This is a genomic window from Paenibacillus sp. J22FR83 (assembly GCF_059691955.1).
The window spans coordinates 17,270-34,766 of record NZ_JCAUAM010000009.1; the positions used below are offsets into that span (position 1 = coordinate 17,270).

General features: G+C 39.0%; 15 protein-coding genes. All 15 read left to right on the forward strand.

Annotated features, from left to right (window positions below):
• Window positions 1–32: 32 nt before the first annotated feature.
• The 15 genes from AC58PV_RS17100 (at window position 33) to AC58PV_RS17170 (ending at window position 17,453) form a co-directional block, all read left to right on the forward strand.
• Complete coding sequence (locus AC58PV_RS17100) at window positions 33–485, forward strand: lasso peptide biosynthesis B2 protein (RefSeq protein ID WP_497433732.1); 453 nt, start codon at window positions 33–35, stop codon at window positions 483–485.
• A 24-nt stretch (window positions 486–509) separates the two neighbouring features.
• Window positions 510–1,697 (forward strand): nucleotidyltransferase domain-containing protein, encoded by a 1,188-nt coding sequence (locus AC58PV_RS17105; protein ID WP_497433418.1) that lies wholly within the window; start codon window positions 510–512, stop codon window positions 1,695–1,697.
• A gap of 150 nt (window positions 1,698–1,847) precedes the next feature.
• A complete protein-coding gene (locus tag AC58PV_RS17110; protein ID WP_497433419.1) occupies window positions 1,848–2,570 on the forward strand; it encodes a glycosyltransferase family 32 protein in 723 nt (240 codons plus the stop codon).
• A gap of 23 nt (window positions 2,571–2,593) precedes the next feature.
• Entirely contained in the window at window positions 2,594–3,199 is a 606-nt protein-coding gene (locus AC58PV_RS17115; protein WP_497433420.1) for an acyltransferase, read from the forward strand.
• Window positions 3,192–4,385: a glycosyltransferase gene (locus tag AC58PV_RS17120; protein ID WP_497433421.1), complete on the forward strand. Its 1,194-nt coding sequence runs from the start codon at window positions 3,192–3,194 to the stop codon at window positions 4,383–4,385. The genes AC58PV_RS17115 and AC58PV_RS17120 overlap by 8 nt, the downstream gene beginning before the upstream one ends.
• A 2-nt stretch (window positions 4,386–4,387) precedes the next feature.
• Complete coding sequence (locus tag AC58PV_RS17125; protein ID WP_497433422.1) at window positions 4,388–5,425, forward strand: glycosyltransferase; 1,038 nt, start codon at window positions 4,388–4,390, stop codon at window positions 5,423–5,425.
• A gap of 14 nt (window positions 5,426–5,439) precedes the next feature.
• A complete protein-coding gene (locus AC58PV_RS17130) occupies window positions 5,440–6,597 on the forward strand; it encodes a polysaccharide pyruvyl transferase family protein (RefSeq protein WP_497433423.1) in 1,158 nt (385 codons plus the stop codon).
• A gap of 12 nt (window positions 6,598–6,609) precedes the next feature.
• Complete coding sequence (locus tag AC58PV_RS17135) at window positions 6,610–7,809, forward strand: glycosyltransferase (protein WP_497433424.1); 1,200 nt, start codon at window positions 6,610–6,612, stop codon at window positions 7,807–7,809.
• Between the two features lie 9 nt (window positions 7,810–7,818).
• Window positions 7,819–9,000, forward strand: coding sequence for a glycosyltransferase (locus tag AC58PV_RS17140; RefSeq protein WP_497433425.1), 1,182 nt, complete (start codon window positions 7,819–7,821; stop codon window positions 8,998–9,000).
• A gap of 19 nt (window positions 9,001–9,019) precedes the next feature.
• Complete coding sequence (locus AC58PV_RS17145; protein ID WP_497433426.1) at window positions 9,020–10,213, forward strand: glycoside hydrolase family 88 protein; 1,194 nt, start codon at window positions 9,020–9,022, stop codon at window positions 10,211–10,213.
• A complete protein-coding gene (locus AC58PV_RS17150) occupies window positions 10,210–10,770 on the forward strand; it encodes an acyltransferase (protein WP_497433427.1) in 561 nt (186 codons plus the stop codon). Before AC58PV_RS17145 ends, AC58PV_RS17150 begins: the two co-directional genes overlap by 4 nt.
• Window positions 10,767–12,317, forward strand: coding sequence for a lipopolysaccharide biosynthesis protein (locus tag AC58PV_RS17155; RefSeq protein ID WP_497433428.1), 1,551 nt, complete (start codon window positions 10,767–10,769; stop codon window positions 12,315–12,317). Before AC58PV_RS17150 ends, AC58PV_RS17155 begins: the two co-directional genes overlap by 4 nt.
• A gap of 46 nt (window positions 12,318–12,363) precedes the next feature.
• The gene (locus AC58PV_RS17160; protein ID WP_497433430.1) at window positions 12,364–14,121 is read left to right on the forward strand and encodes a class I adenylate-forming enzyme family protein; all 1,758 of its coding nucleotides are present in this window, start codon (window positions 12,364–12,366) and stop codon (window positions 14,119–14,121) included.
• Window positions 14,114–15,208: an acyltransferase family protein gene (locus AC58PV_RS17165; RefSeq protein WP_497433431.1), complete on the forward strand. Its 1,095-nt coding sequence runs from the start codon at window positions 14,114–14,116 to the stop codon at window positions 15,206–15,208. Before AC58PV_RS17160 ends, AC58PV_RS17165 begins: the two co-directional genes overlap by 8 nt.
• A 43-nt stretch (window positions 15,209–15,251) precedes the next feature.
• Complete coding sequence (locus AC58PV_RS17170) at window positions 15,252–17,453, forward strand: right-handed parallel beta-helix repeat-containing protein (RefSeq protein ID WP_497433432.1); 2,202 nt, start codon at window positions 15,252–15,254, stop codon at window positions 17,451–17,453.
• Window positions 17,454–17,497 lie beyond the last annotated feature (44 nt).

A 17,497-nucleotide genomic window follows, 5' to 3' on the forward strand; every position in this document is an offset into this window, starting at 1 on the left:
CAACCATATTCATTATTTGGATGGAGTCAATGATGGTAATGATAACGATCATGCGAAAGTTCTTCTCATTAAATAGGAAGACGATGTTTCTATTTGTTGAGGCATTTATTTATTTGGCGTGGGCCAGAATTCTCATATCGGTTCCTTTTGCCAAGATAGCACCTTCTTTAGGTAGAGCTATGGAGGAATCAGCGCAAGATCAACCTAATATTCGGAAAGTGGATCTCATCCAGATTCATGATGCCATTGGGATCGTCAGTCGCCATACAGTATGGGATAGTAAATGCCTAGTCAGGGCAATCGCAGCTATGAAAATGTTAAAGAGACGCGAAATTTCCTGTACGCTTTATATGGGTACGCGCAAAGATGAAACAGGGAAGATGATTGCGCATGCCTGGCTTCGGAGCGGTCCTTTCTTTATTACCGGCGCGGAGGGGAAGGATGGCTATGTTGTTGTCGGGAAATTCGCACATCATAGTAACTAGTAGAATGAGGTTGGGAGGACCGAGATGAGTATCCGTTCGCAAGCGACATCCACACTGTTTTCCAAAGAATTAACATTGCTGCTTGCATTCATGCATATGCCGCCAGGCCAGAAGCAACTCCCTATCGGGAATGAACATCTCAATGGCATGGATTGGGACGAGTTTCTTGTGCTGACAAGACATCACCGAGTGTATCCGAATGTATATGACAAGCTTAGGCAAATGGATGACGAGCGCATTCCGGCCTATGTCATAAGGCAACTGCAGCAAGACTACCAACGTAACACGTTCTCTATGCTGCATTTAAGCTCTGAGATGGGGAGTATTTCCAAACACTTCGAAGAAGCCGACATTCGTGTCTTGGTTCTTAAGGGGCCAGTGCTAGCGGAAGATTTATATGGGGATGTATCACTCCGTACTTGCAGTGATTTGGATATCCTTATTCCAATTGATAACCTCCTGCAGGCAGAAGCCATGCTTATTGGGCTAGGATATGTGAAAGAGGACGTGTACAAAACGATCCTTGGTGATTGGAAATGGCGGCATCATCATATTACATATAAACACCCTCAGAAGGGAGTTAAACTTGAAATTCATTGGAGATTAGGACCCGGTCCTGGAAAAGAACCTACCTTTAATGAACTCTGGGAAAGTAAACGAAAGTGTTCCTTTGCCAAACATCCTGTCTATTATTTAGGAAGAGAGGATTTATTACTATTTCTTGCATCGCATGGCGCTCGTCACGGCTGGTCACGATTACGGTGGCTAGTGGATATCGACCGAATCCTTAGACAAGATTTGGCGTATGATAAGCTGAAGTATCAACTGAAGAAATACAGCCAGATGCATATCGCTGCACAAGCAATCATACTAGCTGTTAAACTGCTACAAACGCCGCTCACTAGTGAACTGGAGTCTATTGCAATGGCTAAACGAGGCGAACACCTTGCTGAGGATGCTTATTTCTACATTCATCAAAAAGTGAATCTCCACACAGATCCGGTTCCAGAGCATATTTCCAAATATCATAAACGACATCTGTTTTCCTTAATGACGTACTGGCAGAAAGCATTATTTATTTTAAGCTTTTTATATCCGTATCCGGAGGATGCTGAAACATTAAAATTGCCTCAGCGCCTGCATCTGCTCTACTTTCCATTAAGGCCTTTCCTATGGACATGGAGAAAAACCAAAAAACATGTGTTGTCATAGGCAAGCTATGGCAATGCTGAGCTGTATGTAAACGTTCTCTATGAAGTACAATGGTGTTGACATGTTCTTTATAAAGAACTATACTTGAGAGGAGTAAAGGTTCTTTATTAAGAACTTTTTATGTTTTTCGAATTAGGAGAGAGGTATCCCATGAAAATTCCCCAAATTATTCACTACTGCTGGTTTGGACATAATGAGAAGCCAGATATCGTGAAGCGATGCATACAAAGCTGGCACCTTCATCTACCTGGATATCAATTCATAGAGTGGAACGATAGCAATTTCGATCTGAACAGCAATCCCTATGTGAAAGAGGCTTACCAAGCAGGGAAGTTTGCATTCGTTAGTGATTATGTAAGAGTCTATGCACTCTATCACTTTGGTGGGATTTACTTAGACACGGATGTAGAAGTATTCAAACCGTTTGATGATATATTGCATCATGACTCCTTTTGGGGCTTTGAGCAAGAGAATTACATTGCCACTTCCACGATCGGAGCGGCCCCGCATAACAAGTTAATCCAAGTTTTCTTGGATTCCTATACGAACAAAAACTTCTTACGCTCGGATGGTACCTATGACTCATTAACCAATGTGGCCTTGATTACCAACATACTTAGCGACTGGGGAGTCAAACCGAATGGTGAATTTCAAGAGCTAGAAGGTATTGCGACGTTTTATCCCCAGGCGTATTTCTCCCCCTATGACTATATTAATTGCCGGACCTTAACAACGGGAGATACTTATGCTATGCACCACTTCTATAAGAGTTGGCTGCCGCTGAAGGCAAGGTGGAAGGGGCGGATCAAGGTGAAGCTGGCAAAAGTGATCGGTGGGGATAATATTGCTAGGTTGCGCAAACTACTTAGTTAAAATGATTTTTGAGGAGAATAGGCATGCAGATCTTAGGTAAAAAAATTCTAAGCACATTAATAAATGATGGCCGCGGTAGGGGATTCTACTACATGTTTATCATGAATGTATCGCATGCCATGGGAATTCTGAGAGCCTATCTCAACAAGCTTCTCTACTATAGAAATATTAAGTCTTCTATTTTCTCATTACAATCAAACAGTAGAATCGATGTGTTTAGCAAACACGCTAGGATCTATATTGGCAAATTCGTATTTATAAGGAAGAACGCAAGTATAAGAGTGGATCACTATGGAGAATTGTTTATTGCGGAGAAGGTGTTTATTAATGATCAGTGCAACATCAATTGTGTCTACAAAATAACGATTGGTAAGAACACTAAAATTGCACCTAACGTAAGTATAAATGATCATGACCATAATTTTCGTGAAAACGCTGGCGAACATCTTGTAAAGGGAGAGATTGTTATTGGTGAAAATGTGTGGGTAGGCTCTAATGTGGTTATTCTTCGAGACACGGTTATCGGTGATAATGCTGTTATTGCAGCGGGAAGTGTTGTTAAAGGTAATGTACCTGCGAATACCATATTCTTAAATAAAAGGGAAAAGAGCTACATTCAATATGCGTAAAATTCTTATTACAGTGTTTGATATGGAGATTGGTGGCATCGAGCGAAGCTTGATTAACATGCTGGAGAGCTTCGATTACAGCAACTACGAAGTGGATCTATTTATTTGCAAACATTCAGGAGATTTCTTGAGTTTGATCCCTGATAAAGTAAATCTGCTGCCACAGATAGATAGCTATACGGTATTTCGTGCATCCATGCTGGATTGTTTAAAGAGGGGGCAACTTCTAGCTTTAGGCATTCGAGTGTTGAGTAAAGTCGTTTCGAATTGGATGGCAAAAGTAAGGCAGCTAAAGGAGGGATCTGGGTACATCCAAATGCAGCTTGTTCAAAAATATACGACGTATTTCTTACCGAAGATAGGGAAGCAATATGATTTAGCTATTAGTTATGCATGGCCGCATGATATTGTCGCTAGCAAGGTAAAAGCGGTGAAAAAAATCGCATGGATACATACGGATTATAGCGAATTAGAGATCGATAATAAAATCGATTTGGCAGTATGGTGCAAGTACGATGTCATTGCTTCTATCTCTGAGGCCTGTACGGAAGCATTCATTAAGACGTACCCCACATTAGAAGAGAAGATTCAATTAATAGAGAACATTACATCTCCAGCGTTTATTAGAAAAATGGCAGATGATTATATTCACCTAGATGCTGAGCATCAGGATCATTTTAATATCGTATCCGTCGGCAGGTTATCTTATGTCAAAGGATTTGATATGGCTGTAAAAGCTTTGAGGTTACTTCATGATAGAGGATTAACTTCCATCAAATGGTTTGTCGTAGGATATGGGGGATATGAAGAACAGCTTAAACAGCTGATCGTGGCGAATAACTTAACGGATAGTTTCATTCTAGTCGGTAAGCAAATGAATCCCTATCCGTACATCAAGCTTTGTGACTTATATGTACAACCATCTCGTTACGAGGGGAAAGCAGTGACAGTAACGGAAGCTAAAATTTTAGGTAAACCGATATTAATTACCAACTATCCAACTGCGAGTAGTCAGATTGAAGATGGTGTGGATGGTATGATTTGTGAACTAAGTGTAGAGGGTATCGCGGAAGGAATTGAAGAGATGTATACACGAAGTGAACTCAGAACGGGCTTCATGAACAATAATGTAGGGCAAGATTACAGTAATACTTGGGAATTGAATAAGTTATACGGAGTGATATAGACATGAGTACGAAAGTAAGTGTAATTATCCCTGTGTATAATGCAGAGAAATACTTAGTGCCATGCATAGAATCACTTACCAGTCAGACGCTAGAAGAATGTGAATTCATCTTCATTAACGATGGATCCAAGGACGGGAGCGCTGGCATAATTGAGCATTATGCGAAACTCGATCGCAGAATTAGACTCGTGCATCAAGAAAATCAGGGTGTAAGCATAGCGCGAAATCAAGGGATAAAGTTAGCGAATGGTGAGTATGTAGGTTTTGTTGACGCAGATGATTATGTGGAGACGGATATGTTTGAAACGCTGTATGGGACAGCGAAAGAAGAAAATTATGATGTAGTTATTTCTATCTTTGAAACAGAAGTAGCGGGAAATAAGGTCATTACTGCATATCCATTTCCCACAGATACGAAATTAACTAGAGGTTTCATTGAACAAGAAATTATAACTTATTTACTCAAATCAGACCAAATGAATACAGTATGGAACAAATTGTATAAACGAAGATTAATTGTTGATCATGAGGTGGAGTTTCCCCAGAATATGCCGCTAGGTGAAGATGGATATTTTAATATGAGCTTCTTCAGCCATGCTCAACTAGTTATTTCGAAGGGTTATAGGGGATATCATTATCGAGAAGTAGCTGGAAGTGCAACTAGGAACATTCTAGAAAAGGATTACTTCAAGCGTGCCTTGGAAGTGTATCACCAGGACGTTCCGAAACTAGAAGTCATTATTGGAAACCAGCATAAAGTTAAGCAACTAAAATCAACTAAATTGATGAGAAGTGTGATGGCTAATATTCACGTATATCTAAATCCTACCCATGAGATTAGTTTCTATCGAAGGTTTAGGTATGTCACAAATATGGTTAAACATCCCATTGTATCTGAAGCATTACCGCTCTTCTATGAGCAAGAATACGATAACCTAGGCAGATACGAGAAGCTCATTACCTACTTAATTCAAAAAAAATCAATAGCCGGTCTATACGTTTGCACAAGATACAGCAAGCTTAAAAGCAAATCTATTTGAAGGGGATTATACAAATGAAAATTATGATGTTTGCTCATGATGGTAGCTTAAATAGAGGATGTGAGGCAATCGTGAGATCCTCAACACATATTATCAAGGAACGAATTCGTGGATCCAAGGTGTATCTTGCCTCAGGTAAACCAGAAACAGATCGTTTGATCACTAGACTAGATGGTATTTATGATGGATCGACGCGGAAGTTGAAAAAGTATTCATACGACTGGTTACTTTCTTCTCTTCAATACAAAGTATTTAGAGACGATTCCTACGCGCTGGGGAAGATTCATGATAACATTGTCAAGCTTATTCCCAAAATGGATGTGTATCTCTCCATTGGTGGTGATAACTACTGTTATGGTGAACAACCTGGCTGGTATGAAATTAATAAAAGAGTGAAGGCTGGAGGGAAAAAATTAGTTTTGTGGGGCTGCTCCATTGGACAAGAGGATATGTCTGAACGGAAGTTAGAAGATCTGAAATTATTCGATCTTATTCTAGCGCGAGAAACGCTTACCTATAACATGCTGAAGAGTAAAGGATTAACGAATGTGGAATTGTGTGCGGATGCAGCATTCACGATGGAGAAGGAAGAACTAGAGCTTCCTGAAGGTTGGCAACAAGGAAATACGCTTGGTTTAAATTTCAGTCCTTTAGTCATGGAACGAAATGTGAATTCTCAAATCGCAGTTAGAGAGTTAATTTCACATATTCTAGATAAAACGGATATGACGATTGCATTAACACCACATGTTATCCAGGCTGGCAATAATGACTATGAAATTCTTGAGAAGTTTTTCGAAGAATTTAAACATACAGGTAGAGTGATTTTGTTACCGAATCACTTAAACGCGATTCAATATAAAGGGTATATTTCAAGAATGAGATTCTTTATTGGAGCTAGAACCCATGCTACTATTGCGGCTTATTCCAATTACGTACCAACGATGGTACTAGGATATAGTGTGAAGTCCAAAGGGATTGCTCAAGATATTTTCGGTGAAGAGAAACTCGTGTTGGGCATTGAAGAAATTTCTGATGGGAACAAGCTTAAGACCAAATTTGATGAAATGTTCGCTGAGGAAGATGAAATAAAACACACACTGCAAGCTGCAATTCCGCGAATTAAAAAAATGTCATACCGAGCTGTTGAGTTACTTCATCAATTAGTTTAATGAATGAGGTGAATGTTAGTGAAAAAACTAATCTTTATCATGCCTAGTTTAACTTCTGGTGGGGGAGAAAAAAGTCTAGTTACCTTACTAAATAAACTTGATTATAACAAATATAGTGTGGATCTATTCTTATTATCACATGAAGGATTATTTATGGAGTTTGTGCCCAAGGAAGTGCGAATATTACCGCTGCCTAAGAATTTTACGATTTTCAGTTTACCCCTACTGAAGTCCATTGGGAAGTTTTTACTTAACGGAAGTGTTGGTTTAGCATACAACCGGGCTATGTTTACTTTTAGAAATAGAAGCCTTAAGAATGTAGCTTTAAGAGAACAATACAATTGGAAATATATTTCCAAGTCATTGGGCCTGATTAAAGGGCCTTATGATGCGGCTATCGGATTTTTAGAAAAAACATCTACATATATTTGTATAGATAAAGTCGATTCAGCCACTAGGAAAATAGGTTGGGTACATATTGATTATGATCAATTAGGCATGGATCCTTCGTTTGATCAGATCTATTTTAGTAAATTAGATCAAATTGTCACAGTATCAGAAGAGTGCGCTAATATCTTGGAAAGCAGATTTCCCGAGCAAAGAGATAAGGTAAAGGTCATTTATAATATTGTATCACCCGCGATAATTAAGAAAATGGCTGAACAAGGTCAAGCAGAATTGTTTGGTAAAAAAGAGAATCAGATTGTAATTGTATCAATTGGACGTTTACACTATCAAAAGAATTTCGTTATGGCTATTGAGTCCTGCAAAATGCTGATTGATCGTGGATATAACATCTCATGGAATGTCATTGGAGATGGTGAAGAGAAACAAAAACTCATGGAATTAATTAAAGAATATGGGTTAGAAGAAAATTTCAAATTATTAGGACTTAAATCGAATCCGTATCCTTATGTCAAACAAGCGGACATTTATTCACAAACATCAAGGTTTGAGGGTAAATCAATCGCAATTGATGAGGCTAAGATTTTGAATAAACCGATTATCGTGACTAATTTCACTACAGCTAAAGATCAGATTGATCAGGGCGTAGATGGTATTATCTCAGAAATGAATGCAGATGATCTCGCAAATGAAATAGAAAAACTAATTAATGATGTCGATTTAAGGGAGCGGTTATCGGCTACTCTAGCTAAGCAAAAATTGGGAACGGAAGATGAAATAGAGAAGTTTTATGAGCTGATCGGATAGGAGGCAGCAATGAAAAAAAAGGTGCTTTTTATTATGAATAGTTTAACCTGTGGCGGAGCAGAGAAAGCATTGATCTCGCTTCTGGAGACGTTGGATTATTCAAAATATGAGGTTGATTTATTTTTACTAAAACATGAGGGCCTATTTCTCAATAAAATACCAGATGAAGTCAACTTATTAAGTGAACCTCAAAATTATAAATATTTCGAAATGCCAATGGGAGCGGCTGTACTCGACTGTCTTCGCAAAGGAAGGTTGAAAGTAGCTCTTGCACGAGTGAGAGCTGGATTTATTTATAAAAGTGAGAAAAATTCAGCTAGGTCAGAGCAGAGGGCATGGAAATATGTTTACCAGGCTTTGCCTGATATCAATACGAAATATGACGCGGCTGTCGGATATCTCGAGAAGAATCCGATTTATTTTTGTATTGATAAAGTGAGAGCAACTAAAAAATTAGGATTTATTCATAGTGATTATAACAAAATGGGTATGGATGCTAAGTTGGATCACGGGTATTTCAACAAATTAGATCATATCGTGACTGTCTCGGAAGAATGTCAGCTCATTCTAAGAAAAATATTCCCGAGTTATATGCAAAGAATTGAAGTCATGCATAATATCGTATCGCCAGCAGCTATACGTAAACTCTCCTTAGAGGAAATTCATTTGGGCGGTCAAGAGTTGAAAATTGTTTCCGTAGGGAGATTAAATTATCACAAAGGATTTGAACTGGCTATTGAGTCTTGTAAGGAACTTGTAATGACTGGGTATCAAGTGAAATGGTACATCATCGGAGAAGGCGAAGAACGTAAACACCTAGAGAGAATAATCCATGACAACCAATTACACGATAATATCAAGCTTCTTGGCATCAAAGAGAATCCGTATCCTTATATAAAAGCTGCAGATATTTACGTTCAGCCTTCCAGATCTGAGGGGAAATCAATTGCGATCGACGAAGCCAAAATACTCAACAAACCGATTGTCGTAACCAACTTTGACACAGCCAAAGATCAAATCATTGATCAAATGAATGGTTTAATTGTTGAAATGAACCCGAAGTCATTGTCTGCAGGAATTGCTAGTTTAATAGATAATCCGTCTCTTCGGCAGCAATTCTCGCACAATCTCTCAACTGAAAATTTGGGGACAGAAAATGAAATAAACAAATTATACGAGATGTTTAATTAAATGAAAGAGGTTAACTTATATGATATTTCAACTCATAGGTTATGTTATATTACTCCTCATTGCAATCATAATCAGTATCGATATCTTTCCGATATTCAAGGATTGGTTAAGCAGAATTCATATCGGGAGATACGACAACCAACAAATATGGAATAAATCCATAACAAAGCTTGGCCTTAAGTGGCTGCATGCGACGCCGAAAATAAAAGTGACCGATCATACCAGGTTAGTCTTTATTGATATGTTGAAGGGGAACTATACGAAAGCTGCCATTCAGCATTGGCAAGAAGCTGCGTTGCTTCTAGGCATGTCGGAATATTTGAAACAAAATGATGACAGCGATGTTAAGCATCAACTTAATAAATTTATGTCTCAAAAATTTAATGATCAAGGTCAATGGAAACACACGCCAAAATATGTTGATGGGGCTATTTTTGCGTACGCAGTGATGAAATTAGATTTTATTGAAATCGACAAGTATAAACCTGCCTTGGATGCTGTTTGGGAAATGATAAGAGGGCATATTGGTCAGGATGGTACAGTCCAATATCGTAGCTTTATGAAAGAATATCGCTACGTGGATACGATAGGTTTCATTTGTCCTTTCTTAGTGGCGTATGGACTACGCTATCAAAAAGAGGAGTGCGTAGAGTTGGCTGTGAAGCAGATTACAACGTATGAAGACAGAGGTATGTTACAAGGACACCACATCCCAAGTCATGCTTACGCGGTTGCCGAGAAATTACCACTGGGACTGTATGGGTGGGGCAGAGGTCTTGGATGGTATGCTATAGGACTTATTGATGCATGGGGGGAAATGCCTAGTAATCATATCCATAAGTCAAGGCTGACAGAGAGCGTTAAACGATTCGCTGAAGCAGCCGTGTTATTCCAGCAGGATCAAGGAAATTGGAATTGGACGGTGACTAGAGGAGAATGTCGGCCAGACTCATCCACGACAGCAACGTTAGGTTGGTTCATGTTAAATGCCTCGCAAATTGATGGAATCTCAGAATTGTGTTTAAACAGTGCTAATCGAGCAGCAGCCTATCTCATGAAGGTCACTAGAAGAAACGGCGCTGTTGATTTCTCACAAGGAGACACCAAAGATATTGGTGTATATTCAACATTGTTTAATATTTTGCCATTTACACAAGGTTTCTGTATTCGAATGATGAATTTCAATCACGGTTATAAGGTTGTGAAGAGATGATTAAACGCATCGTGACCATTTTGAAAGTTAGGATTAGAAAATTTTTCCTAGAGGAAATTTGGTTAGAAGACTATGTGAAGATGGGAATGGTAGTTGGCAAGAATTGCTCAATACAACCGGGCGTTGTTATTGATTATTCACACTGCTGGCTTATTAAGATTGGAAATAATGTAACGATTGCGCCTCAGGCATACCTACTAGCTCATGATGCTAGTACGAAAAGTATCATTAATTTCACCAAAATAGGTAGCATTACAATTGAAGATAATGTATTTATTGGGGCGAGAGCATTGATTATGCCTGGTGTTACCATAGGGAAGAACTCCATTATTGGAGCTGGAAGCATTGTAACAAAATCAATTCCAGCAGATAGTGTTGCCGTTGGTAATCCTGCGAAAGTTGTAAAATCGGTTGACGAATACATTAAAAGCAATGAAATCCTGTTAACGAATAGTAGAAAATATGATGCTAGCTACACGCATGAAGGCCATATCACGCCGGAACAAAAGTATCGCATGTATCAAGAACTCTCAAATGAAATAGGTTTCGTTCTATGAGAACAAAAAGCTCGATTATTAATATTTCAGTCGGACTAGGTAATCAGTTAATTATTACTTTCTTAAGTTTCTTCTCGAGAACCGTCTTCATTCAAACGCTAGGCATCGATTATTTAGGTGTAAATGGCTTATTTACAAATATACTTGCTATGCTTTCCCTTGCGGAAGCGGGTATTGGTTCCAGCATTATTTATAACCTATATAAACCTGTTGCTGAAAATGACAAAGAAAAAATGATTATGCTTATGAAATTGTATAAGAAAGCATACTTAGTCATTGCGCTAATAGTCTTAGTCTTAGGACTTGCTGTTATGCCTTTTCTAAATTATTTTGTGAAAGATACGAATGTAGCGCATATCCATCTGATCTATTTTGTGTTTCTGATAAACACAGTTACACCTTATTTATTTCAATACAAGAGTTCTTTTCTGAATGTAAGTCAAAAGGGATATATTGTTACGGGGATGTTTTCAATCTCTTCAATTGTTTCAACTTCACTTAAAATAGTTATTCTGTATACGACTCAAAACTATGTCGTGTACTTAATTATTGACAGCATGATCACGTTAATTAATAGTGTCATCCTGTCGCTGATTGTTGATCGCTTATATCCGTTTCTTAAGGAGAAGATAACGAAGCAGATTGATCAGTTAACAAAGAGTAATTTAGTTAAGAATATTAAAGCCATCATCTTGCAGAATGTGGGGACCTATTTAATATTCGGTACCGATAATATTATTATTTCCTACTATGTGAGTGTGGCGGCTGTTGGGTTATATTCGAATTATTTTATGCTCATCGACATATGTCGAACCTTTGTTAATCAAATTTTTAATAATATTTACCACAGTATCGGCAATCTAGTAGCCAAAGAAAGTAAAGAGAAGATCTATCGTGTGTATAGAGTGACTATGTTTCTTAATTTCTGGCTGTACTCGCTGCTTGCGATTGTATTATATATCATGATTGAACCATTTATAAGCCTCTGGATAGGTCCCAAATTCCTAATGGATAAACTTGTATTAATCGTTTTAGTCGTTACTTTCTATGAAAGAGGAATGAGAAACTCGATTAGTACGGTTAAAACAACCGCTGGTATCTTTCATGAGGATAGATTTGTACCTCTGTGCCAGGCTGCAGTGAACCTAGTCTTCTCAATTATTCTAGTACAATACATAGGAATTGCAGGCGTATTTATTGGAACATTGATCAGCGCAATGGTTGTTCCATTTTGGACGACACCGTATTTCGTGTATAAGAAAGTGTTTCACAAGTCGATTTTCCGTTATTTTGTGCGGTATTTCTACTATGCGGCTATAGGATTAGGTACTTGCTTAATCACTTCTTATATAGCCAATTTGATAGTTGTGGAGAGCATTGTTTCATTAGTTCTGAGGGCAATTCTTTGTTTGTGTATTCCTAATCTTATTTACATTCTCTTGTTCCATAGGAGTGATGAATATAAGTATTTACTGGGAATCGCGAAAGGGATGTTAAATAGCATTCAGAGGAAAGTTACACCAAAAGGGAGTTCAGAATCTTTTTGATCTTTGGGTGTTCTTAATTGGGAACAGTAAAGGAGTCCGAAATGTGATGGAAATGATGCCATGTAACCCAGAAACCATAGCGTTTCTATTGCAAAAACGTGCGAAAACGTGTGCCAAAGATATTGCATACAGTTTTCCGGAAATAGAGCAGCATTATTCTTGGTCAAAGCTGTGGAATGAAGTTCAAATCATAGCAAAAGGGTATTTAGAGCTAGGGATACAGAAGGGTGATTCCATCGCATTTCTTATGACAGGAAGAATGGAACTCATCATTTCAATGTATGCAGCGGCTTGTATTGGCGCAGTAAGCGTACCATTGAATACCTATTCGAAAAAGGGAGAAGTATGCGAGTTTCTAAAGGGAGCGAGTCCCAAAGCTATGATCATTGGAAAGGAAGGACATCAACAACAATATGCTTCCATGATGATCGATATTTTCCGTGAGTACGTTCATAGTGACAACCGCCCAGCCTGGTTACCCTCCCATATTTTCATAGTGGAAGGGGATGGGATAGAAGTTCAGTCTCCTATACGACCCTATTCAGACTTATACACAATCGGAGCACAATCGGGAGATGAGGCTCTTCTTCGTGCATGTCTATTGACATCTATCCATGATCCGTTAATTCTGTTATACACGTCGGGTACGACCGGTACACCTAAAGGGGTGATTCGTACAACGGCTTCCTTCATATCAACCGCACCTAAGTATACGAACAAGAAGAAAGCTAACCCTATCTTGCAAAAAGTGACAGATGTGATAGCTAGAAGTTTTTCTGTTATCAGTCTGTTGCCATTGTACCACCTAGGGGGATTCGGCGTTATTTTCACAAATTTGAAGGTTTGTAATGTAAGGATGGTACTGCTTAGTTATTACCATCCTTTAACTGCCATAGAGATGGTTAGGAAGGAATCATGCCGTATATTGATTGGCACACCGTATATGGTCCAACGTATGCTTTCTGTTACCAAGGCCAACAATTCAGCCCTCTCCTCTCTAATTGGCATTTCCTTTACTTCTGCGGCAGTCAGTAGTGCATTACTTCATAGGGTGAAAAGCGAGCTTAAGCTCTTATTTTTTATGGTTACCTATGGCTCTACAGAAGCTGGTGCTATTGCGAACGGCACTTGTTTCACCGGTGGGGAGAGAAATTTACTCTTGTCACTGCTTTTCAAATTACTGAGAAGTACTCATTTATTAAGCGGTGCCGTGGAGTACAAGCAATTCGAGCAGAACAGTTACAGTCTTGCAGGGAAAGTTGACCGAGGCGTAGAGGTAAGAATTCGCGATGTTGTAACGGGGCTTGATCAATCTGCGCTTGAACATGGTGAAATTGAAGTTCGCAGCCATCGTGTAATGGGTATGCTTCATAGTCAGTCGTCCAATATGGATGAAGGTGGCTGGTTTCGAACAGGAGATCTAGGGTATATAGATAATAACCGAAATTTGACAATTACAGGAAGAATTCATCGACTGATATCGCGCGGTGGGGAGAAAATCTCTCCTCTTGAAATTGAAGGGGTATTATTGAGGAACGAAGATGTAGAGGATGCCTTCGTATTAGGTATTCCAGATGTGCTATACGGTGAAAAACTATGTGCATGCATTGTAGCAAGGAAAGGCTCGAGCCTTACAGCTGAATCATTAGTAAGAAGTCTTGTTAGTCAAGTATCGGCTTTTAAAGTACCTGAGCATATTATTTTTCTCCCGGAATTGCCATTATCTCCGACTGGAAAAATTTCTGTGGTTGAAATTCGTTCAATCGTCATGAATGGGTTAAATCGGGAGATTCGTTATGCGTAAATACTATCCGGGCATTACAATTTTTAAACTTGTCGGTTGCCTGCTCGTTTTATTTGCCCATTTGGTGATTAATCGTTATATGGTCTCAATGCCGGACCATCAACTGCGATTTCTTTCGCTGCCGCTTGGTGTGATCGTTCCTTGCTTTTATGTTGTTGCAGGGTTCCTAGCTTATAAGGGATGGACAAATGCGAGCAATTCACAGCACTATATCAGAAGGTATGTTAGCCGGATTCTTTTGATGTATGTGCCTTTTTGTTTGCTGTTTCTATTTGTATTTATTGCGCCTGAACTGATTCGCGGCGGGTTGACAATCACCAATCTCGGGCTTCAAGCCAAAATTCTTGCTGTTGCTGTCATCTTGAATGGACCATCCGTGCAATTATGGTTTATTCCTCCCTTAATTTTCAGTCTTAGTGTTGGGTACTGGCTTGTTATGAAAAGGGGTGTACGCACCGCACTATTGGCAGGGATTGTCGGTTTTCTAATGAGTTTGCTGATATCGGGCAGCTTGCGTTCTTTCGTAATCACTCCTATAGAAGACTACCTGTCTGGAAGCTCGATTCTGATCTATATGAAGTTGTTCATTTATAGATACCTTGGGCTTGGTTTTACTTTTGTTGTAATGGGGATTCTACTTGCACGCTATGAAGAGAAGTTCAATCGGGCGAAAGTGTGGCCATTAGTTGGAGTTGCCTTCATTATTTCGACAGCGGAATTTTTCTATTTATGGCGATACATCGACTGGAATATGGAGTATAAGATTACATTGAGTATTATTCCTAATACCTTACTTGTCTTCTACGGCATACTAAGAGTGAAAAGCTCCATCATCCAGAAGTATCATAGCTTCATTAATTTATTTAGTATAGTTACCTTCTGTGGGCACATTCTGTTTATGAAGCTTAACCTTTTAGTATTAGATTGGGAGATAACAGAGCTGAGCAATGGGCAGAACATTATCTATGTGGCAGCTACAGGTATAGAATGTATTCTTGTAAGCATCGTTTTGTATAAATGGAAGTCAATTTTTTCGAGCATTCAGATTAACAGGTTGAAGAGAATGAGTAAAAGCACTAATCGATAGTAGGGAGAAATTCCCGTAGATATGAGAGGATTGATATTTGGTAATGTCTAAATTAGTTTTACTTATTTACGTTTTGATGCTGTCCTTATTGCCAACGTGGTCTAGTAGTTCGAGTACAAGCGCTAATGTTAGCCCGAGTCCAAGTCCAACGGTTACTGCGAGTCCTACTACTGATTCGCCTTCTACTTCCGATACTCCGACAACAGGCCCTATTCAAGTACCTACAGGGAAGACATATGAACTTAATTTGTCCCAGTGGCAGATTTACAATGATAATACACATGCCCAAGAAACAACGGATGGATTAAACAAGGCTCTTATATGGGCGCGTGAAGCGGGATACACTGTGTTTAAAGTACCTGCGGGAACGTATCTCATTGCGAAGGGTACCGATGGAACGTGGGATTCTCGTGGGCGAATTAATATGGTAAGCGACATGACTTTCTGGCTTGATGATAAGGCTGTTATTCAAAAGGAAACGAATGGTTTCCAAGGTTACTCAACTTTATATGTTGGAGTTGGTGTCCAAAATGTTCGAATCGTTGGAGGTACCTACCGCGGCGATAGAGAAACACATGATTATTCAAGCGGAGGCACACATGAAGGCGGATATGGCATAGTCACGAAAGGTGCTATCAATGTAACGATAGACGGCGTGAAGACACTAAACTTTATTGGCGACGGGATCTATGTGGCAGGTGGAAGTGGGTATATGCAGGATATCTATGAACCTGGATTTGAGACAGGTGGCATTGATGATAAGGGGAATTCAAGCGCTGAGACGAATAAAATTAGAACCAAATCAACCTGGAAGATAACAGACCCTTCATTTGCATTGACGAAAGCAGTTATTATTGATAATGGAAAGAAATTACCATATACGTTTGATATATTTTTTTATAGAGCGGATGGTAGCTTTCTGACAAGTACCAAGCAACAGAAGCAAGGTAAATATATCCCGATACCTGAGGGAAGTAGTTCGATTCGACTTGTATTCTCTGGAAACCTGCAGACGGGGAACTATTTGGAAATATGGAATAAGATACAATCCACTGGAGTAATTATTCAGAATTCAGACTCTTCATTTAATCGTAGACAAGGGTTGAGTATAAGCGGTGGTAAACAGATTCTTGTGCAGAATAGTGTGTTCCATGATATCGGGGGGAAAGGTGGAACCGCTCCAATGGCAGGGATTGACGTGGAAGGCGGAGCTGGTGACAACGGTTATATTAACGAGAATATTACGATTAAAAATAATAAGTTTTATAAAAATAGTAGATATGATGTGATTTTCTACGATGGCCATGATGGGGTTCTTGAGAACAATCATTTAGCTTCTGCTGGAGCTATTGGGCTGGCCGTTTCTGAGCCATTTACAGGGGCTACGATAACTAATAATAATTTTGAAGGTACGAGTATTTATGCGAGTCATGACGTTACTTTCAATGGCAATCAGATTAGTGATTCATTGACTCATTTTGATGGTCCTAATATTGCGATCAGAGGCATGACGGCAACAAATACGAACTTTTCGATATCAAGTTCAATCCCCTTTGGCGTAACTGCATCGGATATTACGATTAATCTTACGAAAAAAACAGCTGATGCAGGATTATCAATTTGGAAAAATCCTGTACATTTAACGAATGTCACCATTCATGGAGCACCTGCATTGAGGTCAGTTTCAGGAGGGAATGTGCAAGGGAATATTATTGATAACCTCACAGTTACCGCTTATAATTCAACCTACGGATTGGATTTACCGCCTGGAACGTATAACAATTGCTCCTTTACTGGGCCAGAGGATGGTGGCAAAGCTATCCCAAGCGTTGGAAAACCTGGTGAATATATATTTAACAACTGTTCCTTTACTGGTTATGGGGGGATACAAGCTGGGAATGAAAATTTGGAACTCACCATCACGAACTCAAGATTTCATACAAAGGCTAATGCACCTGCAATATCAGTAGATAGCGCTCGGAAGGTGATTATTGAGAATAATGAAATTGTAGCAGATGGTATTACGTCAAGCTCAACCGAAATCATTAAACTGAATGATTTTTGGCAGAAAGAGAAACCGAATGACATCGGATTTGCTCGCATCAAGAATAACTCGATTTCAAGCAATATGGAGGCGATCGGAATTTCAACGATAAATGTTGGAACAGGAGCACCTGCTTTTGATATTTCAAATAACAATTTAAAGAACGCAATATTAAAATTAAAAGCAAACGATGTGAAATAGCTAAATAGTTAAGCGGATATAAAAAGGAAGAGCGATTGTGAATA